Source organism: Campylobacter sp. RKI_CA19_01122 (assembly GCF_025771325.1).
GTDB classification, from domain to species: domain Bacteria; phylum Campylobacterota; class Campylobacteria; order Campylobacterales; family Campylobacteraceae; genus Campylobacter_D; species Campylobacter_D lari_D.
This window is the reverse complement of sequence record NZ_JAKMPZ010000001.1, coordinates 211042-234691: the sequence shown is the minus strand read 5'-3', so window position 1 is coordinate 234691 and position 23650 is coordinate 211042. Positions and strand designations below refer to the sequence as shown.

17 protein-coding genes, 1 tRNA gene and 2 pseudogenes are annotated in these 23650 nt (G+C 27.5%); 8 read left to right on the top strand and 12 right to left on the bottom strand.

The window, feature by feature from the left end; translation table 11 throughout:
• Positions 1-5: 5 nt before the first annotated feature.
• From L8U37_RS01190 to L8U37_RS01180, 3 genes are all read right to left on the bottom strand, one after another.
• Complete coding sequence (locus tag L8U37_RS01190; protein WP_133318853.1) at positions 6-320, bottom strand: 4Fe-4S binding protein; 315 nt, start codon at positions 318-320, stop codon at positions 6-8.
• A 173-nt stretch (positions 321-493) separates the two neighbouring features.
• Complete coding sequence (locus tag L8U37_RS01185; protein ID WP_263660782.1) at positions 494-1390, bottom strand: malate dehydrogenase; 897 nt, start codon at positions 1388-1390, stop codon at positions 494-496.
• Positions 1391-1408: 18 nt separating this feature from the next.
• Positions 1409-3910, bottom strand: coding sequence for an AsmA-like C-terminal domain-containing protein (locus L8U37_RS01180; protein ID WP_263728383.1), 2502 nt, complete (start codon positions 3908-3910; stop codon positions 1409-1411).
• On the opposite strand from L8U37_RS01180, the gene mltG reads away from it, so the two are divergent.
• Positions 3897-4850, top strand: coding sequence for an endolytic transglycosylase MltG (gene mltG / locus L8U37_RS01175; protein ID WP_133318850.1), 954 nt, complete (start codon positions 3897-3899; stop codon positions 4848-4850). The two genes, L8U37_RS01180 and mltG, sit on opposite strands and share 14 nt — an antisense overlap.
• On the opposite strand, the pseudogene L8U37_RS08180 reads toward mltG, so the two are convergent.
• Positions 4851-6371: pseudogene (locus L8U37_RS08180) on the bottom strand (DNA translocase FtsK); the annotation flags it as partial.
• A 1361-nt stretch (positions 6372-7732) separates the two neighbouring features.
• Positions 7733-9958: a flagellar hook-associated protein FlgL gene (gene flgL, locus L8U37_RS01165; protein ID WP_263728381.1), complete on the bottom strand. Its 2226-nt coding sequence runs from the start codon at positions 9956-9958 to the stop codon at positions 7733-7735.
• A gap of 159 nt (positions 9959-10117) precedes the next feature.
• On the opposite strand from flgL, the gene L8U37_RS01160 reads away from it, so the two are divergent.
• Positions 10118-10204: transfer RNA gene (locus tag L8U37_RS01160), tRNA-Leu, on the top strand.
• A 107-nt stretch (positions 10205-10311) separates the two neighbouring features.
• On the opposite strand, the gene L8U37_RS01155 is transcribed toward L8U37_RS01160, so the two are convergent.
• The 4 genes and pseudogenes from L8U37_RS01155 to L8U37_RS01140 all read right to left on the bottom strand — a co-directional run bounded on the left by L8U37_RS01155 (position 10312) and on the right by L8U37_RS01140 (position 12733).
• Positions 10312-11064 (bottom strand): hypothetical protein, encoded by a 753-nt coding sequence (locus tag L8U37_RS01155; protein ID WP_263728380.1) that lies wholly within the window; start codon positions 11062-11064, stop codon positions 10312-10314.
• A gap of 272 nt (positions 11065-11336) precedes the next feature.
• A pseudogene (traN, locus tag L8U37_RS01150) lies at positions 11337-11648 on the bottom strand (conjugal transfer protein TraN); the annotation flags it as partial.
• 559 nt (positions 11649-12207) lie between these two features.
• Positions 12208-12360 (bottom strand): hypothetical protein, encoded by a 153-nt coding sequence (locus tag L8U37_RS01145; RefSeq protein WP_235362394.1) that lies wholly within the window; start codon positions 12358-12360, stop codon positions 12208-12210.
• The gene (locus L8U37_RS01140; protein WP_263728379.1) at positions 12344-12733 is read right to left on the bottom strand and encodes a hypothetical protein; all 390 of its coding nucleotides are present in this window, start codon (positions 12731-12733) and stop codon (positions 12344-12346) included. Before L8U37_RS01140 ends, L8U37_RS01145 begins: the two co-directional genes overlap by 17 nt.
• A 527-nt stretch (positions 12734-13260) precedes the next feature.
• Here L8U37_RS01140 and L8U37_RS01135 point away from each other — a divergent pair.
• Positions 13261-14181, top strand: coding sequence for a helix-turn-helix transcriptional regulator (locus tag L8U37_RS01135; RefSeq protein WP_263728378.1), 921 nt, complete (start codon positions 13261-13263; stop codon positions 14179-14181).
• Between the two features lie 4 nt (positions 14182-14185).
• On the opposite strand, the gene L8U37_RS01130 is transcribed toward L8U37_RS01135, so the two are convergent.
• Positions 14186-15592 (bottom strand): PD-(D/E)XK nuclease family protein, encoded by a 1407-nt coding sequence (locus tag L8U37_RS01130; protein ID WP_263728376.1) that lies wholly within the window; start codon positions 15590-15592, stop codon positions 14186-14188.
• A 109-nt stretch (positions 15593-15701) separates the two neighbouring features.
• Between L8U37_RS01130 and L8U37_RS01125 the strand changes: the two genes are divergently transcribed.
• From L8U37_RS01125 to L8U37_RS01105, 5 genes are all read left to right on the top strand, one after another.
• Positions 15702-16250 carry a hypothetical protein gene (locus L8U37_RS01125; RefSeq protein ID WP_263728375.1) on the top strand — a complete coding sequence of 183 codons (549 nt, stop codon included), beginning with the start codon at positions 15702-15704 and terminating at the stop codon, positions 16248-16250.
• Positions 16247-17014, top strand: coding sequence for an agmatine deiminase family protein (locus L8U37_RS01120; protein WP_263728374.1), 768 nt, complete (start codon positions 16247-16249; stop codon positions 17012-17014). Before L8U37_RS01125 ends, L8U37_RS01120 begins: the two co-directional genes overlap by 4 nt.
• 24 nt (positions 17015-17038) lie before the next feature.
• Positions 17039-17662: a hypothetical protein gene (locus L8U37_RS01115; RefSeq protein WP_263728373.1), complete on the top strand. Its 624-nt coding sequence runs from the start codon at positions 17039-17041 to the stop codon at positions 17660-17662.
• Between the two features lie 62 nt (positions 17663-17724).
• Positions 17725-19647 (top strand): AAA family ATPase, encoded by a 1923-nt coding sequence (locus tag L8U37_RS01110; RefSeq protein ID WP_263728372.1) that lies wholly within the window; start codon positions 17725-17727, stop codon positions 19645-19647.
• Between the two features lie 13 nt (positions 19648-19660).
• The gene (locus L8U37_RS01105; RefSeq protein ID WP_263728371.1) at positions 19661-20347 is read left to right on the top strand and encodes a hypothetical protein; all 687 of its coding nucleotides are present in this window, start codon (positions 19661-19663) and stop codon (positions 20345-20347) included.
• On the opposite strand, the gene L8U37_RS01100 is transcribed toward L8U37_RS01105, so the two are convergent.
• Together L8U37_RS01100 and L8U37_RS01095 are read right to left on the bottom strand one after the other, a co-directional pair.
• Complete coding sequence (locus L8U37_RS01100) at positions 20344-21681, bottom strand: McrC family protein (protein ID WP_263664462.1); 1338 nt, start codon at positions 21679-21681, stop codon at positions 20344-20346. The two genes, L8U37_RS01105 and L8U37_RS01100, sit on opposite strands and share 4 nt — an antisense overlap.
• Positions 21665-23545, bottom strand: coding sequence for an McrB family protein (locus L8U37_RS01095; protein WP_263728370.1), 1881 nt, complete (start codon positions 23543-23545; stop codon positions 21665-21667). Before L8U37_RS01095 ends, L8U37_RS01100 begins: the two co-directional genes overlap by 17 nt.
• Positions 23546-23650 lie beyond the last annotated feature (105 nt).

Genomic DNA, 23650 nt, shown 5'->3' with positions numbered 1-23650 from the left:
TTTTCCTATGCATTTAGTTTTTTGTATTTATTTTCTTTAACAGCTTGTGCTCTTTCTTTGGCTTCTGGCGTAAGCTTTGCAAATTTAAATTCATCTCTTTTGGCAACAAAAATCGCAAAATCAGGACAGTGACTTTCACATTCACTACAGCCTATACAAGAATCAGGATGAACCACTTCTATCATCTGTCCTAAAACTGCACTGATTTCATCTCTCATTGCTAAAACTCCGGCTGGACAATAGCTAACACAGATATTACAAGCCTTACATCTTGCTTCATCAACCCAAACTGGTGTATTCTCTGGAGCAATCATTAATATTCCTTTCTAGTTTTTTGTAATTTTCTAATGATTTTTTATTAAAAATTATTTTTAAAACAAACTTTTTATTATAGCGAATTTATAGCATGATTAAATATTATTTAAAAGATAAAATAAAACTAATAAGATTTTATAACACAAAGTAACATTAGGAGTAAAAAACTCCTAAAAAATTATTTATAATTATACTGAATAAAAGAATTTTCTAATGCAATTTGTTCTTGATTGTCTAATTTTAATTCTAAAGTTTCAAGCACCCCATCAAGACTAATCCTTGCCATAACTCCAAAAGCTTTTTCTCTTATGCCATATTCTCCATCTAAAATCACACATACTGGTAAAAATTCTCCACTTTTTAAAGCCTCTATCATTCTCACGCAAGCACTAGCAGGAGCTAAATAGGCTGAAGTTTTTAAATATTTTATAATTTTAGCACCACCGGTTTTAACCTCTTGTTCAATTTGAATAATATCTTGCTTATTTAAGACTTCACTTAAAGCTTTATTTTGCACTTTACTTTGAGATTTTACCAAAACCATACTATCATTGTGAAAACCTATAAGCTTAGTATCTATATAAGAAGTTTTTATATCTAATTTTTTGCTCACTTCGTATTTAAATCTAGCATTATCTAAAACACCTGCCATAGCAATGATTTTTTTTAATGAAAATAATTTACTTTCATAAAGAGCGTTGAGTAAAAAATCTACAGGATTGCTTACTATGATAAACAAAGGATCGTTGTTAAATTTTTTAATATTTTTTGCACACTCAAGCATAATTTTAGAATTAATAGCAAAAAGCTCATCTCTACTCTGACCTTCTTTTCTAGCTACACCTGCACTAAAAATAACCACTTGAGAATCTTTTGAGTATGTATAATCATCCGTACAAGTTATTTTAATATCAAAATTAAAAGCGGCTATGCTTTGACTTAGTTCTAATTCTCTAGCAAAAAGCAAGTCTTTATTAATATCAATCAATATAATCTCATCTATTAATTCTCTTAAAATTAAAGCATAAGCAATGCTTGCACCGACATTTCCTGCTCCTATGATGGTAATTTTCATCTTAGCTCCTTTGTGGTATTATTTAACTAAATTTGTCGGTAATTCAAAAATATTTTTTATCAAATGATAAGGAAGTTGCAAACTTTGTGCGATAAGTTGAGTTTTAAACTCGGGATTATCAATTGTTCCACCTAGTTTAATTTGTGTGCTAATTTGCCTGTCTTTGCCTAATATAATTTGATTGATAATTGGAACTTTAGAAATAACCGAACTAGCTGATTTTAGCGTTCTAAGCTCTAATAAACCATCCACTTGACTACTTCTTAAATTGATTTTAGCTTGACCTAAAATATCTGCACTATCACCATTAAAATTTAGCGCATCTATTTCAAAAAGATCTTTTTTGCGATTAAAACTTATACCAGCATTTTCTACACTAAAACCTTTTTCATTAAAAGTTGGGGCTTTAAATAAAATCAAACTAGGTATTGTATCAATAAAACTTAAGAGTTGCTGATGAAATTTTAAATCTTTTAAATAAGTATCTTTAAATAAAAATTTGCCTTTAAAAAAATCAGTACTATTACCATCTACATAAAGATTAAACTCGCCTTTTTCAAAAACATTTTGACGCATAAAAGTATTCAGAAAATCATCATCCATTTTTAAAGCTCTAATTTGCATTTGATTTTCTTTAAGCAAAAGCTCAAATTTAGACTCATTTCTATTAGCCCAAGCTTTTATATAGTCTTTTTTGATTTTAGCATTAAATTGATCAAAATCTAAAGTTTTGTTAAAATCTTTTAAGATCAAATCTATATTTTTAGCACTGATATTGTAATTTGAATTTTCAAGATTATCTAGTGTATTTTCTGTATCTTGTTCTGAAAATAATAAATTAACATTATTTAAAGTAATGTTAATATCATCATTGTCTTTTTGTGCAAAAACACTACCACTTGCGCTAGTTAAATTAAAATCTTCTCCTTTTATTTTTATACTAAAACTATCATACTCATAAGGATTATTATCCTTATAGAGCAAAAATGATTCAAAAGTGGTATTATTTATATCTACATCAAAATCTTTAAAATTTAAAGTGTCTAATGACAACTCTCCATCATGCACATTATTTTTTTGCATTAATTTAGAATAAGTCTTATACTTTGCAAGCTTAGCAACATAAACAAACATACCTTGATCAAAATTTAGAGTCGTAGTAAGCTCTTTATTATATAAACTGATATTTTTATCATAGTTAAGATCTAAATCAAGAAATTTATTTTCCATTTTTAAGCTATCTTGTGGTAATTTTAAATTTGTTATAAAGGTCTTAAAATCACCTTTTTTTTGCTTTAAATCAATACTTGCATTAAAATCACCGCTGATTAATTCACTTTGTACGCTTGCATTTTTAATCTCTAATTTATCTTTTTGTAAATCAATATTTGCTTGTATGATTTTAAAGTCACTTATATTTATATTAGAATTTACAATATCAAAATTTCCTTTATATGAAATTCTTTCAGGATGTTCAAAAGGAATTTTCAAAACTAAATCAGTCTTTGTAATACCATTGTTTTGTAAAAATGGTAATTTTATATCATACAAACGCAAAATTTTATTCACTCTATAATCAGCTCTAGCATTGTCACTTTTTATGCGTATATAAATTCCTGCTTTTTCATTTAGCATATTGTCTATATAAATTTGACTTTGATTGAGATTGTAATTGTTAAAATATAATTTATCATAGATAAATTCTAGTTTTTGTTTATTAAATTCAAGCCTTACAAAAGGACTAATGATAGGATCTATACCTTTATCTAAAACCACCTTCAAATTATTTACATAACCTTTAGCACTAATATCATTCAAGTAATATCTATGTTTTCCAAAATCTGCAAAGCCATTTAATTTCTCTATAAAATAAAAATCAGCCTTTACCTTACCGCCCACCCAAAGAGCAAGATTAGAAGGCAAATGCACTCCATTTTCCACTAAAATATCAAAAATTTTTGAAATATTATTTGAGCTTATATTTTCTAATTCATAAGCAATTTCTTCTCTTTTAAGTGAGAATTTGACATCACTTTTTAAAAAATCACTATCAATTTCTCCTTTAAAAGTATAAAATTTTGTCTTAGGATTGATAAGTAAAGAGCCAACTACACTAAGGTTATGATCTTTTAAAAGAAAATTATCAATATTAGCTTGTATATTTTTATCACTAATTTTCAAATTGACTTTTACTAAAAGATTTTTACTGTTTACAAAAAATAGATTATTTTTATAAATTAATTCTACGGGATAGTTATTAACAAAAATTTCATCTATATTGATTTCTTGAAAAAACCAATAAATATATTTTACATCTTTGATAAGCTGTACAGCTTTACTCGCACTAGTTTCATTTTGAGTGTTTTGATTTTGAGAATTTACTATAACTTTTTTTGCATTTAAAATGAGTTTTTTATCTAATTTAATATATAATTTCTCCAAATTAATAGAAGAAATTTCTAATTTTTCTATGTAAATTCCATTTTTGAGGTAAATAAACAAAACAATGAAAAGTATCATAGGTAATGCTAAAAATTTAAGAATTTTTTTAATATGTTGTGATTTGATTTTAATTTTTCTTTTATCCATTTTTTATTATCTACTTTTACCTATAAAAACAAACTCTGTAGTTTTTATACCACAAGGTTCTGTTAGTAAGATTATAACGCAATTAGATAAAAATAACTATAAAATGAGCAATATTGATAAATATACTTTATATTTTTTAGGCCATCCACAATCTGGCTGGATAAATATAGGCACAAAAGAACTAAATAGAGCTGAATTTTTACATAAGCTTACCGTCGCTAAGGCAGCACTTGAAACTATTACTTTAATTCCTGGGGAAACGACTGAAATTTTCTTTGAAGAATTAGCACCAAAGTTGAATTTAAATGCCAAAACCTTAATGCAAGAATTTTACAAACAAAGCCCTTTTAAAGAAGGTATGCTTTTTCCCGAAACTTATAAAATTCCAAAAGGCATTACAGAAGAGCTTTTAGTAAAATATCTTTTGGCTTACTCTGCAAGTGAATTTAAAAAACTTTCTTATAAAATTTTTAGAGAATACAATGAAAAAAAATGGCATGAATATATCATCATTGCTTCCATTATACAAAAAGAAGCAGCGAGTAATGAAGAAATGCCTATAGTTTCATCTGTGATTAGAAATCGCTTAAGAAAAGGCATGAAGCTTCAAATGGATGGGACATTAAATTATGGAAAATACTCTCATGAAAAAATCACTCCACAAAGAATAAGATCAGATAATAGTTCTTACAATACTTATAAATTTAATGGCATACCAAAAGAAGCTGTGTGTAATGTTTCATTTGAAGCTATTAAGGCGGCTATTTTTCCTGCTAAAACAGAATATTTATACTTTGTAAGAGATAAAAAAACCAATAAGCATATTTTTACCTCTACTTTAAAAGATCATAACAAGGCAATAAGAAATTGATTATAAAATTTCTCTTTGGCCTTTTGCATCAGGTTCACTTAAAACACCTGTTTGTGAAAGTTGTTCTATAATATTTGCTGCGCGGTTGTAGCCTATTTTTAAGCGTCTTTGCAAATAAGAAATACTAGTTTTTCTATCTTCTAAGATTACAGCCTTTGCTTCTTCATAAAGTTCATCTAAATCTCCATCATCAAATTCACTTCTTTTATAAGCTCCATCTTGACTATCATCTTTTAAAAAGCTCTCATCATATTCTACTACTTGTTGAGCTTTTAAAAACTCTACAATATTTTCGATTTCATTTTCACTTGCAAAAGGTGCGTGCAAACGCACTAAACCACTCATACCAGGAGGAGTAAATAAACAATCTCCACGCCCTAATAAACTTTCAGCCCCCATAGAATCTAAAATAACCTTAGAATCTATCTTTTGCCCTACTTTATAAGAAATTCTACTTGGTAAATTTGCTTTTACAACACCAGTAACAACATCTACTGAAGGGCGTTGCGTGGCTACGATCAAGTGAATTCCACTTGCTCTTGCCATTTGTGCTAAACGACCTATATAAAACTCTACATCCTTACCTGCTGTCATCATTAAATCAGCCAACTCATCAATAATCACTACAATAAATGGTAAAATTTCTCCACCTTGTTCTTTGATCTTTTCGTTGTAATTTTCTATATTTTTAGTTTTTGCTTCAGCCATCAAACGATATCTGCGTTCCATTTCAGCCACCATATTTGATAAAGCATTTACCGCCTTTTTAGGATCAGTAATTACCGGTGTAAGTAAATGTGGAATATCATTATAAATACTAAATTCAAGCATTTTAGGATCTATCATCATTAATCTTAGTGTTTTTGGCGAATTTCTATAAAGCAAAGATAAAAGCATAGAGTTAATTCCTACACTTTTACCACTTCCTGTAGTTCCTGCTATTAAAAGATGAGGAAGCTTTTTAAGATCTGTGATGAAAGGATCGCCTACTATATCTTTACCTAAAGCTATAGTTAAAGGTGAGCTAGAATTTTTAAATACCTCACTTTCTAAAATTTCTCTTAAGTAAATCGTATCGATTTTTTCATTTGGAACTTCAATTCCCACTACATCTTTACCTGGAATTGGAGCTTGAATTCTTATAGTTTGAGCTTTTAAAGCCATAGCTAAATCATCTTGTAATGATAAAATTTTACTTACTTTAACATCTGCTGCTGGGCGAAATTCAAAAGTAGTTACAACAGGACCTGTGTAAGTTCTAACTACATCGCCACCTATTTTAAAGCGTCTTAATTTTTCCAATAAATCATAAATTTTTCTATCTATTTCTTCTTCATTTATCTCGCTTTTGCCTTCTTTTGGCATAGTTAAAAAATCTAAAGGTGGTAAAGAAAAATCTTTTGGTTTTTCAAAATTTCCAAAATCAAGATCTTTCAACAAGGCTTTGTTTTCACTCACTTCATTAGTGATAGAATGGTGTGTTTTATTTTCTATTACTTCTATTATAGGCTCTTGGGTAATCTCAAATGGAATTTTTTCTTCTTTAACTTCATTTTGTGCTTCTTCTACTACAAAAGGACTTTCATAGTTTCTTTTACTTCTTAGCTCTTCTATACTAATAGGCTTGGCAAAATCATCTTCACTAAAATCAAGTTCTTTTACTTCATTTTGTGGAATAAAATCTTCATCTTTAAATTCTTTTACCCCTAAAAAGCTAGTTTTATTTTGAATTTTTTTAAACTCAGCTTCTTTTTGTGCTTCTATAGCATTTAATTCTTCAATTTTTTTAAAATCCTCATTAAGCTCTTCTAAGATTTTTTCTTTTTGCAAGGCTTTATACTCTTCTAGCAATTTAGCTTTTTGTAGCATTTGCTCACGCTCTTTAAGCTCTTTGGCAAACAAAGAATTTTCTTCTATCACCTCTTCTTTGTTTTCGTTTAAATCCATATTGCGTCTTTTATAGCTTGGTTCATCTAAATTTTTACTTTTTAAAGTTTGAGTATAAATATCTTCACTTTTATTTTTGTATTTTAATAAATACTCTTCAGGGGTCATTTCATCTTCCTTTATATTTATTTGACTAGCTTTTTGAGCAAAACTTGCAATAGGTTCTGAAAGCTCATGAATATAACTTGAACCTAGCTTTTTATCCTCTTCACTAATCACAACCTCTTCTAATTCTTGATTTTTTAAATCTTCAAGATTAAATTTTTTATTCTCTTGGATTTCTTTTTTTGGTAGCTCTTTTTCCTTGATAAGTTCTTCTGTTTTATCTTTAATTAAAAGCTCTTGTTTGAGCTTTTCTTGTTCTTCTTTGGTTTCATTTTCATATTTATCGCCACCAAAAAAGCCAAAAATTTTATTTTTAATTAAAGTTTCAAGTTTTAAATAAAAATCAAAATCAAGCTCTATTTTAAATACCTCTTTGATAATTTGCGGAAAAGAAATACTAAAAGCAAAAGCTAAAAGCAAAATTACCAAGATTAAACTTCCTATTTTTCCAAAAAGTCCATCTAAGATTACAAACATAGCAGAGGCTATATAGCCTTTATCTTGCAAGAACGCTGAAGCAAAAATAAGTGAAGCAAAAATACAAGCAAAAACAGCCACACTAAATCTACGCTCTATAAGTTCAAAATTATAGTTATTTTTATACAAAAGATAATTAAACCAAAAAAAGACAAAAGGGTAAAATTTAGTCAATGATCCAAATAAAAAATAACTAAGTTTTGCCAAGGAATACCCTATAATACTTACTAAAGCTTGATCGGGTATCAAAGCACTTAAGCAAAAATAAAAAATAAAAATATTAGAAATAACAAAAATAGCTTCTTTTTTTATAATATATCCTTTATAAAGAAAAAAGCTATTATATCAAAAAATTATAAGTAGTTTAATAAACTAATTTGAGAAATTTTAGAAGTAGCCGAAAGCATAGCTTGATAAGATACCATAGTTTGCATAAACTGCATATAAGTTTGCCCATAATCAGCATCAGTTACACCGCTTTTAATAGAAGCTACATTGATATTTAAAAAAGTCATTCTTTTATTTGTTTCTTCTATATTATTAGTGTAAGCTCCTATGGTTGTTTGCATTTTTCTAACATGATCTTGCAAATGATCTATTCTTTCTAAAGCCCCTTGTAAACCTGTATTTCTAGGATCACTTCCTTCTGAATCAGCCCTCATACTGCCATTTAAAACAGCATCTATCATCTCATCTAAGTCTTTAATCAAATCAACATTTGGATCATCAATAGTTAAAGAATTATTTGCACTAAATACAAAACCTGATCCATCGCGTATTTCTCCTGCTGGAGGAAAACCGCTATTTGAATTTGAATCTTTAATAGTAAGACCTATATTAGTGTTACTTGAAAATTTATCAGTAATACTTATACGACCTTTATAGTCCATACTAACTTCAACAAAACCTTTAGAATCAGCTATGTCTTGTTGGATAGTTTGAAAATCATTATTATTAATAGTTCCGTTTGCATTTGGAGTAATAGTTGCTGTGGGAACATTATCACTTGCAAACATACCGATAATATCATTTAACTGGCCATAAGTAATATCTTCAGGTCTTGTTTGCATACCCACTGCATTACCTGTGTTTTCATTATATTGAGAGTGAGTAATAGGAAAACTTATAGTTTGACCCGGATTATTTGGATCAGGATAACTTACAGTAGAATTTTCTAAATCAATAGTTACATTATATTTTTGACCACTTCTAGAAGTGATTTCCATTTGGAGTTGTTGACCTTGCATGCTTCCATTGGCATTTGCTACAACTTCACTTAACTTTGTACTATCAGTAGCATATTCACTTGTACCTTTAATCACTTGAGAAACATTGCCAAAAACAGTATTTCCATCTTTTTCAAAAGGCACATCATAACTAGCCCCATTAGTTTTATCACCATTGATGTTACTTTTAATAAAATCTGTTTTGTGTAAGTCTATGTTAAACTGCTTACCACCTACTGTTACTTGTATTGGACTTTGAGCATTGTTTAAATTACCATCTTTAATTGCTGCATTCATAATACGCTCTGTAACTTGAGCCATTGTAATACCTTCATCTTTAGCAGCATCACTCAATTCTTTAATTTGCTCTGGATCTAAAAGTTGTGGAGTCATAGCAACAGCATGAAAATCTAAAGAACTACTTCCTTCTTTTAAACTCTTTATTTCTATCTGCCCGCTATCATTTAATGCTACTTTAACAACCTCATTTCCCTCTGTATTTCCATATAATCTTCCAATATTTTTTAATACATCTTCAATTTTTGCATCAGGATCTATATCTAAAGTAGCTTTAAAACTTGTTCCATCAGGTCTAACACCTTGAATATACATAGTCGAATGTGGGAAAGAGAGTTTTTCATCATAGCTATCACCAAAATGCTCATCGGGCTTAAGTTCTCCATTTTGAACATAGTTTTGGCCTATTAAATGTGAAAATTTAGATTCTCCGGTTAAAAATTCTTTTTTGTCCGGATAACGAGCATCAGTAAAAGAAACATTTGTTGAAATAATTTTATTGATATTTGAATCAGGCTTAAAAAATAAATCCCATCCAGGTATATTATAAGGAATTTGGGTGCCAGCGCCACTTACTACAAAAATATTATCTTTATTCCCAGTATAATTTCCATAATTATCAAAAGGTTTATTTGCACTATTTGATCCTGCAAAGAGATATTGCCCATTAATACTAGTATTAGCAATATTTACAATAGAATCTCTTACAAGTTTGAGTTCTTTTGCTATAGCCTCTCTTGATTCTTGAGAATTACCATCACTTGCAGCTTTTGTGAGTAATGTTTTAAATTTTTCTAAAAGTTCTGTGATATTTTTCAAGGCAGTATCTGTGTTTTTTGCTAGCTCCATAGCAGATTGAGTTCCTTGAACTATTTGACCTATGTTTGCCATCTCATATTCTAATCTTGAGCCATTAATATAAACATTTGCATTTTCCCAAGAATGCTGAATAAGCTGACCTGTTTGCAATTGCAAATTATATTTATTAAGCAAAGACTGACCATCTGTGTAGTTTTGTATAGAAGTGTAGTAATTATACTGATTGCTAATTCTCATTATTTTGCTCCGCAAATAAATTTTTTTAATTATTTACAAGCAAAAAAAGTTCCAAATTTTAATGATATTTAAATTTTTTATATAAAATATTTTATATTGTTTTAATTTTTTTTTAGTATAATCTCATACTCTATTTAATTATTTTAAAACTTTCAAAAAGCCCGAGTGGTGAAACTGGTAGACGCGCCAGACTCAAAATCTGGTAAGGGCAACCTTGTGTCGGTTCGAGTCCGACCTCGGGCACCATTTGTTTTTTACTCCCAAGTGTTATTTTTTGGCAAATTATATTCAAAATATTAAAAAAGAGTTTTTATTTTAATTAACAAACCACACCTGCTAAATCTACCATTTACTTACTTCAACCTCACATTCATAATCATATTAGATAAAAAGATACTATCTTTATCAAAGCTTTTTAAGTTATATTCTAGTTTTAAGTATCTTTTTTGTATATCTTGCATTAAAGTTGAAAGATTGTATAAACTTAAACTTTCTAATATATTTATAAGTTCTATCTTGCTTAAAGTATTAAAATCATTTAACAAGCTAAGATAATTACTTATAATAGAAGAAGAATTGATATTGTGAAATACAATTTTATTTTTTATATCTTCTTTAATAAAAAATTGATTATTTTTTATATAAAAATAATCTTTAAGATGATGATTACTTAATATTTGATTATAAAAACTTAAAAGGCTTTCTTTGCTATTTAAGTCTATAAAATTTAAAAATATATTTTCTTTTAATAATACTTCTTGTAATTGTTTTAAGTTTTTAAAAGCTTGATTTATACTAGAAGTATTTTTTAAAGCATAAATGATATTATCATCTTTGGAAATTGTTCTATTTATATTATATTGCAATAAAGGATTTTTATAAAGTGTATCACTATTGATTAAGATATTGATATGAAAAGATTCTTTACTTTTATTAGTTAATTGAAGCAAAGATATAACATCTTTTATAACTTGTAAAATATCATTTGCTACTTCACCATAGCCCCAAGTAAAGATAATATGATTATCATCTATATTTGTAGCACCAAATAATAAAGAAGGTGCAAAAATTAAAGCACTAAGGAATAAAATGTAAAATCTTTTCATCAATTGTATTAAAGAAGTTAAAGAGTTTATTTGGTATAATTGTATTAAGGGTGGAATGCCAAAGGGTGCCACCTTTGACATTCAATTTACCGCCCAGAAGGGAGGTGAGTTAAATGCTCAACATTGTTCTAATAATTATACTCTTAATGCTTTGCTATGTCAAGGCTTATTGAGTATCCCCTGCTTTTGCAGGGTTTAGAACAATCCCTTTGGCTTTTACCAAACAAACTTTTAACTAAACTCTATCTCCTTTCTATAATTTTATTTTCTTTTTAATTAGTATGTTTTCTTGTTAAATTCTCAAGATTGCTTTCAATCTTTTCTTGTATTTTTATAGAATCAGCTTGTATTTTATCTACATCAATACTTCCAACAATATCAGCAATAAATTCACTTAAATCTATTTCACTAAAATCTAACTTTTGAAATTCTTCTGGAGTAAATCCTCTACAATCAGGACTTTTTGGAGAACCCCAATCTCTTCCAATTTGTGGGCGTCCTTGTTCATTAAATATTCTTGCTAATTTTGAGTTAAAACAACAGTGTGTTTTTTTATGCTGAATACAACCTATGAATTTAATTTTTTTAGAGCAATATTCACCAACTTCTACACATCTATTTTGCTTATTGAGTTTTGCTAGCTTTTTTCATCTTCTTTACAAGGTACAAGCCCTATAAATACTTTATCTTTATCACAGCAACCACCACCAGTTAAACCAAAAAATTTGTCTTTAGAGCGACATCTATTATCTTTTTTATTAAAGATAAAAATTTGTCCTCCACAAGAACCATCATCTTCCCAACCATTATTATTTTCATCATTAATACCAACTTGAGTATCTTCATCTTCGATATGGCTAGCACCTTCTATGCAAGGAAACGGGGAACATTGATACTTATTATCTGTTAAAACACATTCTCTTTCTTCGTTAAATGGACATACTTTCCTACTTTTAACACAATTGTTTGCAGGTGGTATTGAAGAATTACAACTATCATTAAAACCATCATTGTTAGAATCTATCGCTAGATTATCTAAGCTTTTGGAATGGTAATTTCAATAAACAATATGTTGTCACAACATATACTAGAAATCCAAAAGAAAGTAGTATATTGTGAAACTCAAAAAATTAGCAGATAAAATCACTCATTCAACTCCTTAATTTTATCTATATTGATCTCACATTGCTTATAGTGATAAAAAAGCTCACTATAAGCTTTTAATATATCTTTTTCATCTTGCACTATAGGTTTATGCGCTCTATCAAATTCTAAAAGCTCATTTGGTATTTGCACTTTTTGAATTTGTATTTTGGTTAGTACTTGTGTTTTGCTCCCACAGCCTATCAAGCATAGCATTAAAAAGCTTAGTAGTATTAGTTTCATTGCTTTTGGATATATAGTTTTTAACATCATCAACCCTTGTTTTGATTTGATTTTTTTGAGTATTTGCATGAAAGAGTGCTTTTAGCTCTTGCTCGTGTCTTGTTTTCAACTCCTGAGTAATCCTCGTGAGTTCATTATTTACACTCAAAGCTAAATTTAAATCACTTTGACTTTTTTCTAATTTTGCATTTGTGCTATCTAGCTTAAGATATAAAAATACATTAAGCATAAGCATTAAGGCTAAAGCAATATAAAGCTTTGTATTTTTAAATAAAAATGACATATTATTTGTAGTTTAAAGTAGGTTTTTGTATAATACTTTCAAGGGTTAGCCGTAGGTCTGACCCCCTATGGCTTAATCTAACCCTAGAAAGTAGGTGATTAAATTTGAGCTATATAATCCACATAATCTTTATAATTATACTACTAAGTATGATTATAGTCAAGGCTTATTAACCTTGTCCCCTTTTTTAAGGGGATTATGTGGTAACCTACTCTAAGCTTACTCCTTTCTAAAATTCGTTTGTGATTTCTAATTTTATATTTGATAAATCTTGCTGATACAACAAGTCATATAATTTTTTACAAGCTTGTCTGCTTTGACCTATACTTTCATCACTCTTGGTTAAACCTAGTAAAAACAACCTTTTGTATTCTAATAATTATATATTTATCATCTTTTACTATCAAATATTATTTTATAAACAAACTTTCATTTCCAAAATATAAGTTTTGCAGCGTTTATAAACTAGACTTTATTTGTTTATAAAGCAATTGTTGTTAATATTTTAAAAAATTTAGAGAAAAATCATGAAAGAACTTAAAAAATACATTGCAAATTCCAAACTAACACGCCTTGAAGTTTTATATGAAAAATTAGTAAAGTCTGAAAATGGCATAACCATAAAAGAACTAGCCCAAGAACTCAATGTAAGCGCTAAAACCATAAAAAGAGACATGCAAGGGGTTTTTGAGCCTATGGGGCTTATTAAAAATGGAAGAAAATGGCGTATCGATACAAGCAAAGACATTCAAGAGCAAGATGATGAAAAAATAATCCTTGAAGTGCTTGATACCATGGCAAAAAGTGCTGGAAATAGCTTTTATGCTAAGGCTCATCCCCTACTTTCTAAACTTTCTCAAAATATCTCTAACCCCATCCATACTAGCCTAGATGCAGAAAAGCTAGAAGAAAAAGATTTAAGCAATTTTCAAATTCTTGAACAAGCCATCAACACCAAAACACAAATTGTCTTTAAATATGAAAATAAACTTTTCCAAGTAAAACCTTTAAAACTAGCTTTTTTTAGTGGATTTTGGTATTTACTTGCTTTTGACATGAAAAAACGTGATATTTTCAAAAAATTTTATTTAAAAAATATCCAAAACATCACCCTAACCCAAGAGCATTTTCAAACCGATGAGAGTTTAGAAGTAAAACTTCAAAGAGTAAATTCTATATGGTTTAGTCTTGATAAGCCTTTTACAGTAAGGCTTTTAGTAGAAAAACCTGTGCGAAAATACTTTGAAAGAAAACCTCTAAATTCACAAATCATCACCGGCAAAGACAAAGATGGCTCCATAGAAATAGAGCTTGAGATAACTCATGAAATGGAAATTTTACCTTTAGTGTATTATTACATACCTTATGTAAAGGTTTTAGAACCTGATTTCATAGCAAATAAAGTCAAAGAAGTAGTTGGAGAATACCTTGATCAAATAAGCAAATGATTGCTTATTTGTTTGGTTTTAATTCATTGTTTATCTTTTTTAAAACATCTTTTATGGTATTTTTATCCAAAAATTCTCTTAAAATTTTAGAAAATTCTACCATCCAATTGCCATGATTATTTATTAGCCAATACGCAAAAGCATATTTTTCTTTAAAGTTAAAATTTTCAAATACATCATAGTAATAATGATCACCACTTCTGCGGATATTATCAGATTTTTCTACATTTGATTTTTGAAAATGCTTTATGCATTTATTGTATATTTTTTTATTTTTTAAATAATTCATTTTAAAAGTCAATCCAAAGCCACTATAATCACTTTTTCCAAAAAAAACACCCACACTAGGCCACACATCATTACCATCATCTTCATAAATTTTTGGATAAAAATCAAACCAATCATATTTAACTCTTTTCTCATTAAGCTTACATCCAAACCATTTTATACCACATATAGTTCGTTCTTTTTCAAATTCTTTTTCAAGCTCATTAAAAAAATCATTTACTAATTCTTCACAAATTTCATCCCACTTCTCTTCTACTATTTCTTTTGCTTTTTTATATTTTATATCTTTAGAATCACTTTCATCTTTTAATTTTATAGCATTGTTTAAATTTTCTTTACTCGATTTCAAAAATTCCATGACATAATCTTTAGCCACATAATCATCTATAGCTACATACCAAGTTAAAAGAGTTTTATACTGATTTAAAGTAAAAATCACATTTTGCATATCATTTTTAAATTTTTTATCAATTTCATTGTTTTTAACTTTATTCTCACACACACCTATACAAGCATTAATCCACTCTTTTATCCATTTATAATCCATTTTTAGATAAAAACTCATTTTTTTATCATAGCTATCATATATAAGATCATCATTTATTTTAAATCCATTTTTTGTGCCTAAGCTATATTTACTAGGCTCGGTATCTTCATTTTTATGCAAATAAATAGTAAGTATATTTTCATGAAAATCATCTATGTTTTTAACTTTTTCTTTTATGTGTTTTATGTAGTCTTTGAGTTGATCTGGTTGATCTTTTGCATAAAGTTTATTTTCTATGATGATATATCTTTTATCTTTTAAGCTTATGAGAATATCGATTCTTCTATTATCTTTAGCACAAGCTTCTGTTTCTACGCTTTCTATGTCATGGGCTGTAAGATTTTTAAATTTCTTAGCTTTTGTGTATCTTCCAAGCTTTTTTAAAAACTCATTTGCAAAAAGCTCTTGATAATGATCACCATGCGGATCGATCAAATAAGCTATAAATTTAGAATGATAATTTTCTTTATACTCAACTCCCAAAGCTTCAAAAATATTTATATCACTCATGCCTTTTTTGGTATTTTCTTCAAATTTATCATTAACCCTTAATAATTCTTCAATAAAATTTTTCATTTACAATGCCTTTAAAATAATTTTTACAATTATACTACAAAAATATAGACTACCATTGTCTGCTTTTTTTAGCTATGATTTTTCAAATCATTCAAAAAAAGGATTAAAAATGCTTCAAACCATGAAACACATCCTAACTCACACCGATGAGACTTTACTTGCAAAGAAATTTGGTTATAACAATGTAGAAAAATTTACCAAAACAAAAACTTTGTTTTTAGAATGCGAAAGCATACAAGAATGGCTTTTAAAAGGACATTATGATATGGTAAATTCCTCTTTAGAATTTATACAAAAATTTGATTTTATCTTAGATAAAGAAATTTTAAAATCAATTTTAGAACAAAGTATTTTATTAAAAGATAAACACATAAAATTACAAGAAACAAAAGCCATTATAAAAACAAACTTTAAACGCAAAAGCGAGCCTTTGCATACCTTGATGTTTTTATCTCATTTACGCGTGCTTAAATTTCCTATTAGCAATGATATGCTCTATCTTGATAAAACACAAATCATGCAAAAGCTCAAAGAACTAGCTATAAAGCACTATGAAAATTCACAAGGCAAATTAAAGCTTTGGGGAGATATCTTACAATATGACATTATTTATGATGATGAGTTGTTAGTTTTAAGCATGCAAAAGAGCGATGAATGATAGCTATTTCTACACTTTTATCATCAAAACATAAAAGAATTTATCAAAATCTTGTACGAAATTTTGCTAAATTTAACATCACTTTTAAAGAAATACCAAGTAATGATATATGGTTAAGAGATTTCATGCCTTTAGTGTATGAAAATACAGCGACAAGTTATATTTATGATCCTGATTATCTTAGAAATTATCCACATTTAAAAACCACTATAAAACCTCTAAAAAATCACTTAAATTTAATCCTTGATGGAGGTAATTTCATAAGAAAACATGATATTGCCTTTATGTGTGAAAAAATTTTTAGCCAAAATCCAACGCTTAGCAAGGAAAGCATTATCCATACTTTAAAACAAAGTCTAAATTTAAAACACATAGTCTTTTTACCAAGACTAGCTTATGATAGATACGCACATAGCGATAGTATGGTGAGATTTATAAGCAAAGATCATGTGTTAATCAATGATTTTTCTTTAGAAAATGTGCAATTTTTTGAGAAATTAAACACCGCTTTAAAGGATTTTAAAGTTACAAAAATGAGCTATTCTAAAGAATTTATGCAAAAATACAAATGGGGTGCGTATTTAAATTTTTTAGAGTTTGATAAGGTGATTTTTGTGCCAACTTATGATATAGATGAGGATGAGAGGGTTTTAAGCTTTTTACAAAATATCTATAAAGACAAGCAAATTATAGGTATATATCTAAAGCCTATTATCAAAAAAGGTGGAGCCTTGCATTGCATTAGTGCTAATATTTTACAATGATTAATTTTATTTAAAGGATTAAAAATGGAAAATCAAACATTAGAAGAAAAATTTGAAGAGCTTTATCTAAAAAGTGCTTTATCAGAATGGGATAAAGCAATAAAAGAACTTGATGGAAAAGAAGCAAAGAGCGAATTAAAGAAAAGACACAAATCACTTAAAGACTATATAATTTTTAAATTAAATAAGTCACATGGAGAATTTGACAATGATAAATATGATAAACTTTACCAAAGAATGCAAAAAATTGAAAATGATTGTAACCTAAGAAGTAAATACAATTCTCTAAAAAAAAGAAACAATAATAAGGATCCATTTGGTGGATTTTACAATTTCACTATATGGTATAAAAAGCAAGAGAAAAAATGTTATTACTGCGAAATATTACAAAGTGATCTAAATAATTTATTTGGAGATAGCAAACCTATAAATTCCAAAAAGCGTGCCTTCAATGGTAAATTGCAAATCGAAAGATTAGATCCAGATAAAGGCTACAATGAAGAAAATTGTGTTTTAGCCTGCTGTATTTGCAATAATGCAAAAAGCGATATGATAAGTACTAGTGACTTTAAAGATTATTTTAGCGAGAGTATCAAAAAATTTTATAGTGCATTATTAGAAAAAACACCAAATAATTCTCATAACTAGACAACTAAAGTCTAGTTATTTTGTTTATAATTACATTATATATCTTAGTTTAAAGGTTTATAATGCAAACAAATACTTCTACTCTTACTCACATTGCGGATTTTGATTATTACTCACATAATGTAAAAGTCATCTCACTACACGCACAAATGCTCTCAAACAACAAGCAAATCAAAAAAGATTTTTACAGCGAATTTGAGGAAATACTAGAAAAAGATAATAAAATCCCTAGTTTTATCTACAAACAATACTCCAAATTTATCTATCCTAGCTTTTTAAAGAAAAATCTAAGTTATCTTAAAAAATACTTAAATTTTACTCAAGCAGAATGTGATGTGTTTGCATTTTTTTACTATGCAAACAAAGGTAGATTTGCTTTACACCAAGGTTATAGCACTGCTTTAGGCAAAAAAATCATAGAAAAAATTTTCAACCACACTTCAAAAGATGTCAATAAAGCCTTAAGTGATGATTCTATGCTTTTTAAACTAGATGCCTTGTGCTATTATGATAGTGATGCCTTTGGTATAGATGTAAATAATTTTGAAAGCATTTTCACTCAAGATATTAGCAAAACTACACTTATGGGTGAGTTTTCTTATTTTTTACCTAAAACTAGACTAAATTTGAGTGATTTTGACTATATACAAGAAGAATTAAATACTATCATTACTTTTTTAAAAAAACGCCAAAAGGGGAATATTTTTATATATGGAAAAGCAGGTGTGGGCAAAAACGAGCTTAGCGCACTCATAGCTAAAGAGCTTGGAAAAGAAGCATTGTGTGTTAAAGATTGTGAAAATGATAAAAAATCAAGTAGAATTTCAAATTTTTACGCACTTAAAAAGATACTCAATCCAAAAAAGCAAATAATAGTCTTTGATGAGTGTGAAGATAGCCTTTGCTATGATTCTTTAAAAGAAAAATTAAAAATCAATAAAATCTTAGATGAAGAAAATAGCATTTGTGTGTTTTTATCAAATTCTAAAGACATGGATGAGGCGTATTTGAGGCGTTTTGATGTGGTTTTAGAGCTTGAAAGTATGCCTAAAGAAAAGAAAATTCAAAATATAAAAAAGTTATTCAACAAGAAAAATATAAAAATAGATGAAGCCATTATAGAAAATATAGCTTCTCATCCTGAACTTTCTCAAGGGGTTATTTTAAAATGTGCAAACAATGCTAAGATCTTTAAAAGCAAAAGCCAAGAAGTATTTGTAAGATTGATCAATGAAAATTTAAAAGCAAGATCACTTCAGGGCATTTCAATGCCAAAAAAAGACAAAAAATACGATTTAAGCTTGATAGAATGTGATTTAAATTTACAGGAACTAATAAACAATATCGATAAAAATTCAAGTTTAAGAATTTTAAGCTATGGCATAGCAGGTAGTGGAAAAAGCGAGTTTGGCAAAGAACTAGCTAATGTTTTAAACAAAACTTTACATTCTTATAAACTTAGTGATATTTTAGATCCTTTTGTGGGCAATAATGAAAAAAATATCGCAAACATTTTCAAAAAAGCTTCAAATGATAATGCTATCTTACAACTTGATGAAATCGATGCGTTAATTTATAGTAGAGATGAAGCAAATAAAAGCTGGGAAAAAAGCTTAGTCAATGAAATGCTTATGCAAATGGAAAATTTTGAAGGTATTTTCATAGCTTCTACAAATTACCTACAAAACCTTGATAAAGCTAGCATAAGAAGATTTGATCTAAAGATAGAATTTCAGGCACTAAAACAAGAAAAGCTTTTAAAGGCTTTTGATTTTTTTGCTAAAGAATTAAATTTAAGCTTTGATAAAAAGCAAATTTCAAAAAGGCTCTTAAGGCTTCAAAATATTTGTTTGGGCGATTTTGCGCTAATCCTTAGACAAAATAAAATTCTTAAAATCAAAAACGCCAATGAGTTTTTAAAAAAATTAGAAAAAGAATCAAAACTCAAATCAGATGATGAAAAAATCAACATGGGATTTTTATAAAAAGGATAAAACTATGAACATAACACTTCAAGGAACATTACACAAAAGCTTTATGTTTGGATTTAATGATATAAAAGCAAAAGAACACATTAAAGCATTGTATGAAACAAACAATGATGAGTTTAATTTCCAAACACAAATTCAAAAAACAGAAAATATACAACTACTAAGCCAAAGTTATCATTTAGAAAATGGATATTTTTTAGATGTAAATACTCAAAGCAAACTTTTGTCTTTTGAAAATTTTTTAAGTCAAAATTATGCGGATTTTAAACATTTTTATGTTGTTGATTTTATAAAACATAATGCAAAAATACACTATAAATTAAAAAAAACAAACACAAAAAGCAAACTCTATCATCTTGCAAGCGCATATGCCTTTCCTAAAAATGGCTGGATAGATAAAAAAGTGCTAAACATCAACGACATCTCACCTTATCAAAACATGCTTATAGAAGGGTTATTTTATATTAAAGAGCAAGAATTGCTAGAAATTATAAAACAAAATGAAAATTTGATAAGAAATAATTTTTATTTAAAAGATTATGATTTTTCAAAAGGTTTAAAAAAACTTTTAGATGTGAGTTTGGATATTTTATTTGCTAATATTAGCACGAAAAATTTTAAACCCTATAAACTAGAAATAAACTCTATCGCTCACGAGGATATAGAAAGAAGGTTTCTTTTACTAAGCTACTAAAATGATTGTTTTAGTAGCTCTTTGATCCTTTCTATAAATTGCGCTTCTTTTTGGGTAATATACTCAAGAGTGATTTCTTTATCTTGACTATCTTCAAGAAAAATTCCATCAATTATAAATTTATACTCATCTGAAAGGATAGAATTTTCACTATGGCATTTTTCTTTTTCAAATTCTTGCATAGGATATAAAAGTCCACCTAAAAGCACCTTGCCTATCTTTTGATAATACCCCATATAAGTATGAATTTGAAACAAATCATTTCTGTCTAAATCTCCCATGCCATTTTGGCTTCTACCTTCCATTTTCATTCTTTTATATTTAGTATCAAAAACCATGTATGTATCATCTTTAGACAAAACAATATCAGGTATTATATAGCGTTTATAAAAGCTATTTTTATAAATTTCAAGCTTTGGAGAATCAACCATATATTCTTCAAAATTTTTTCTTAAAAGTTTGCTTATATAAATTTCAAAAAGCTCTGCTATATTAACGATAAAACCATAACTTTTTTGATCATTTTTATTTTTACTAGTGAAATTTTGACTTTCTATGATCATTTTTGCGTATTTTAAAAGCTCTTTGTAGTTTTGATAGTTTTGATTTCTCAAGGCTTTGCTAGAAAAGGCTTTGTTTAAACTTTCTTTTATAAAACAATGCTCGCTTTTATTTTGCACTAAATAGGTTTTTATATGCTTTACATTTTTTAAAAAGCCTGAATTTTTCTTTTCTATGACTTCTAATGCTTTATATAATACATTAATAATATGCACATCCTCTATTTGCTCTCTTGTTTTTGTAGCAACCTTTGCTTTTAAAGGGATATTGTGTTTTATAAATTCAACCATATCGATATTTCCCTTAAAGCGCAAATCGTTGTATTTTTTACTTTGATAATTTTTAGGCAAACCTATCAAAAAACTTTTTTCAAGTTTTTGCACAAAGATATAAAAAAGTATAAACTCACTTATATTGCTTTCCTTTTTTACATCTTGATAAATACTCACATCATCAACAAATACATCATTAGCATAATTTAGCATTCTTTCTAAAAACTTCTTGCCAAACCTGGAATTTATCTCAACTTCCAAACCATTATAAGAAATTTTTCCTATATAATTTCCACTAGTGATTTGTTTTTTGTTTTCTTCAATCGTTCGTAATGAAATGATAGGATTTTTAGTATTTTTGCTTAAAATTTTTTCATCATCATTGAAAAAAGAAAAGAAATTTCCATTTTTTATAAAATCTTCAAAATACAAATCAAAATCTTGTATTCTTGAAGATTTTTGATCTATTTCTATAAAGCTATTATCATTTATTTTTATCATCGTTTTTTTCTATAACAAAAAGTTTTTTTAAATTATCCAAGTGCGTTTGTATTTCTTTTTCATTATATTCGCTTCTTAAATACTCTTTTAAAAGCGCTTCAAAGCGGTTGCTAAAAAGTTTTTTCATATCACTATCTTTAATCTCATCATTTTTAAATTCAATTTTTAGAAAATAAGAATGTCCAAGTTGATATTTTTCACCTATATCTTTACTAATTTTTTTGTTTAATTTTTGACAAGCTTGTGTGTATTCTTCAATATTATTTGCATAAATTTCATCTCTTATTACATCATAATCACACTCCATTTCTTGCCATATAAAGCGTCTTCTAAGCGCTAAGTCAAAACTATCTATACTTTTATCTAAATCATTCATAGTCCCTAAGAAAAATACATTTTCAGGCACATAAAAATCCTCATCATTTCTCATAGAGGCATATTGTGTTTTTATCTTGCCTTTTTCTCCTCTATACTCAAGTGCATAAAGTAATTCTCCAAAAACCCTAGATAATTCCGCACGGTTAATCTCATCAGCTATGAAAAAATACCCATGATCACTTAGAGCTTCATTAAAATTTCCTTTTTCGAGTTTTTCCAAAAATCCTTTTTCTTCTTCTTTTGCTTTATCACAAAATTCTCTAAAAGTTCCATTTTTAAGCTCAAGTTTTAATTGTCCATTTTCAATCCCTGCAGGTTTAATACCTTCTATAAAATCCTCATAAGAAAAACTTGGGTGAAATTGAGTAATGAGCATTTGATTTTCATTTTTAATGATATTTTTTACATTATTTACTATAGTGTAGGTTTTTCCAGTTCCAGGAATTCCATGAAAAATGATGTTTTTATGCGTTTTTAAAAGCTTTTTAAAGCCTTCTAAATCATTGCTTTTTATATCTGCTTTGCCACATAAATTTGCAAAATCATAAGCTGCTTTGTAAAGTTTATAATACGCACTTTGATCTAAATCTTCAACATTTTTATTTTCAGCTAATTTTTCTTTTGTAATCAAAGTCAAATCAGATTCTTTTATCTTATCGATCAAATTTAAAAATTGATCTAAAATATAGTATTTTGGAAGATTATATGAATTTTCATTTATTTTAAGTTCATCCAAAACAAAGTTAAAGTATATTTCTTCATTTCTAGTTTTAGTTGTCTCTTTTTTTATATCTTCAAGCTTCTTTTTTGAATCTTCATTTAGCATTTCAAAGATATATTTAACCATATTTATCATAGCGTCATTTGCAAGTGGAAATTTATCTTTATCAAATTGTAAAAAATATGCTAGTTCTCTAGCAGTAGCTTTCATACCTTCTACTTTTTTAAGTTTTTCAAATAGTTCTGTTAAATTGCTACTATCATTTGCTGCTTTGTTTATTGTTTTAAGATTCTCAACTAATTTTGTTTCATCTTTTAATAAATTTGTAGCATTACCTTGCATTCTAGCACTATTTATACTTTTGTCCCACCATTTTTCAAAAATACCTTTTTTAAAATTACCTTGATTGAAATCTATCTTGTCTATTTTTTTACCAAATGTTTCGCTAAATTTATTCACAATTTCGCTTTTTGTTCGTAAAAATTTTCCATTTTCATAAAATTTAATATGAATAGTATCTTTATCACCAAAATATTGTAAATATTCCTTAAAAGCTTTTTTTAATGTACCAAATGTATCACCATTTTCTTTATAAATGTTTTTGGTTAATTTTTCAAATTTTGTTTTAATATCTTCATTTTTTAAAATCTCTTCTTTTCTCTCCCTACCAAATTTAGTATGATAAATATAGCATTTATCTTTATCAAAAAAATAACCAAAATTTTTATCTTTAATTGCATTTAAACTAGTTTTTAAATCACTCATAGTTTTCCTTAGTTTTGATTTTTATAATTATAACTTAATTTTTGCATTGTTAATTATACCAAAATAAAAAATTTAAAATAGACAAACACAGTCCACTAAAATAAA

What these genes read in the sequence shown, in the direction of transcription:
- L8U37_RS01185 (WP_263660782.1), bottom strand. Translation starts at nt 1,390, where the DNA reads ATGAAAATTACCATCATAGGAGCAGGAAATGTCGGTGCAAGCATTGCT.
- mltG (WP_133318850.1), top strand. Translation starts at nt 3,897, where the DNA reads ATGAAAAGTATCATAGGTAATGCTAAAAATTTAAGAATTTTTTTAATA.
- L8U37_RS01180 (WP_263728383.1), bottom strand. Translation starts at nt 3,910, where the DNA reads ATGATACTTTTCATTGTTTTGTTTATTTACCTCAAAAATGGAATTTAC.
- flgL (WP_263728381.1), bottom strand. Translation starts at nt 9,958, where the DNA reads ATGAGAATTAGCAATCAGTATAATTACTACACTTCTATACAAAACTAC.
- L8U37_RS01155 (WP_263728380.1), bottom strand. Translation starts at nt 11,064, where the DNA reads ATGAAAAGATTTTACATTTTATTCCTTAGTGCTTTAATTTTTGCACCT.
- L8U37_RS01140 (WP_263728379.1), bottom strand. Translation starts at nt 12,733, where the DNA reads ATGTCATTTTTATTTAAAAATACAAAGCTTTATATTGCTTTAGCCTTA.
- L8U37_RS01135 (WP_263728378.1), top strand. Translation starts at nt 13,261, where the DNA reads ATGAAAGAACTTAAAAAATACATTGCAAATTCCAAACTAACACGCCTT.
- L8U37_RS01130 (WP_263728376.1), bottom strand. Translation starts at nt 15,592, where the DNA reads ATGAAAAATTTTATTGAAGAATTATTAAGGGTTAATGATAAATTTGAA.
- L8U37_RS01125 (WP_263728375.1), top strand. Translation starts at nt 15,702, where the DNA reads ATGCTTCAAACCATGAAACACATCCTAACTCACACCGATGAGACTTTA.
- L8U37_RS01120 (WP_263728374.1), top strand. Translation starts at nt 16,247, where the DNA reads ATGATAGCTATTTCTACACTTTTATCATCAAAACATAAAAGAATTTAT.
- L8U37_RS01115 (WP_263728373.1), top strand. Translation starts at nt 17,039, where the DNA reads ATGGAAAATCAAACATTAGAAGAAAAATTTGAAGAGCTTTATCTAAAA.
- L8U37_RS01110 (WP_263728372.1), top strand. Translation starts at nt 17,725, where the DNA reads ATGCAAACAAATACTTCTACTCTTACTCACATTGCGGATTTTGATTAT.
- L8U37_RS01105 (WP_263728371.1), top strand. Translation starts at nt 19,661, where the DNA reads ATGAACATAACACTTCAAGGAACATTACACAAAAGCTTTATGTTTGGA.
- L8U37_RS01100 (WP_263664462.1), bottom strand. Translation starts at nt 21,681, where the DNA reads ATGATAAAAATAAATGATAATAGCTTTATAGAAATAGATCAAAAATCT.
- L8U37_RS01095 (WP_263728370.1), bottom strand. Translation starts at nt 23,545, where the DNA reads ATGAGTGATTTAAAAACTAGTTTAAATGCAATTAAAGATAAAAATTTT.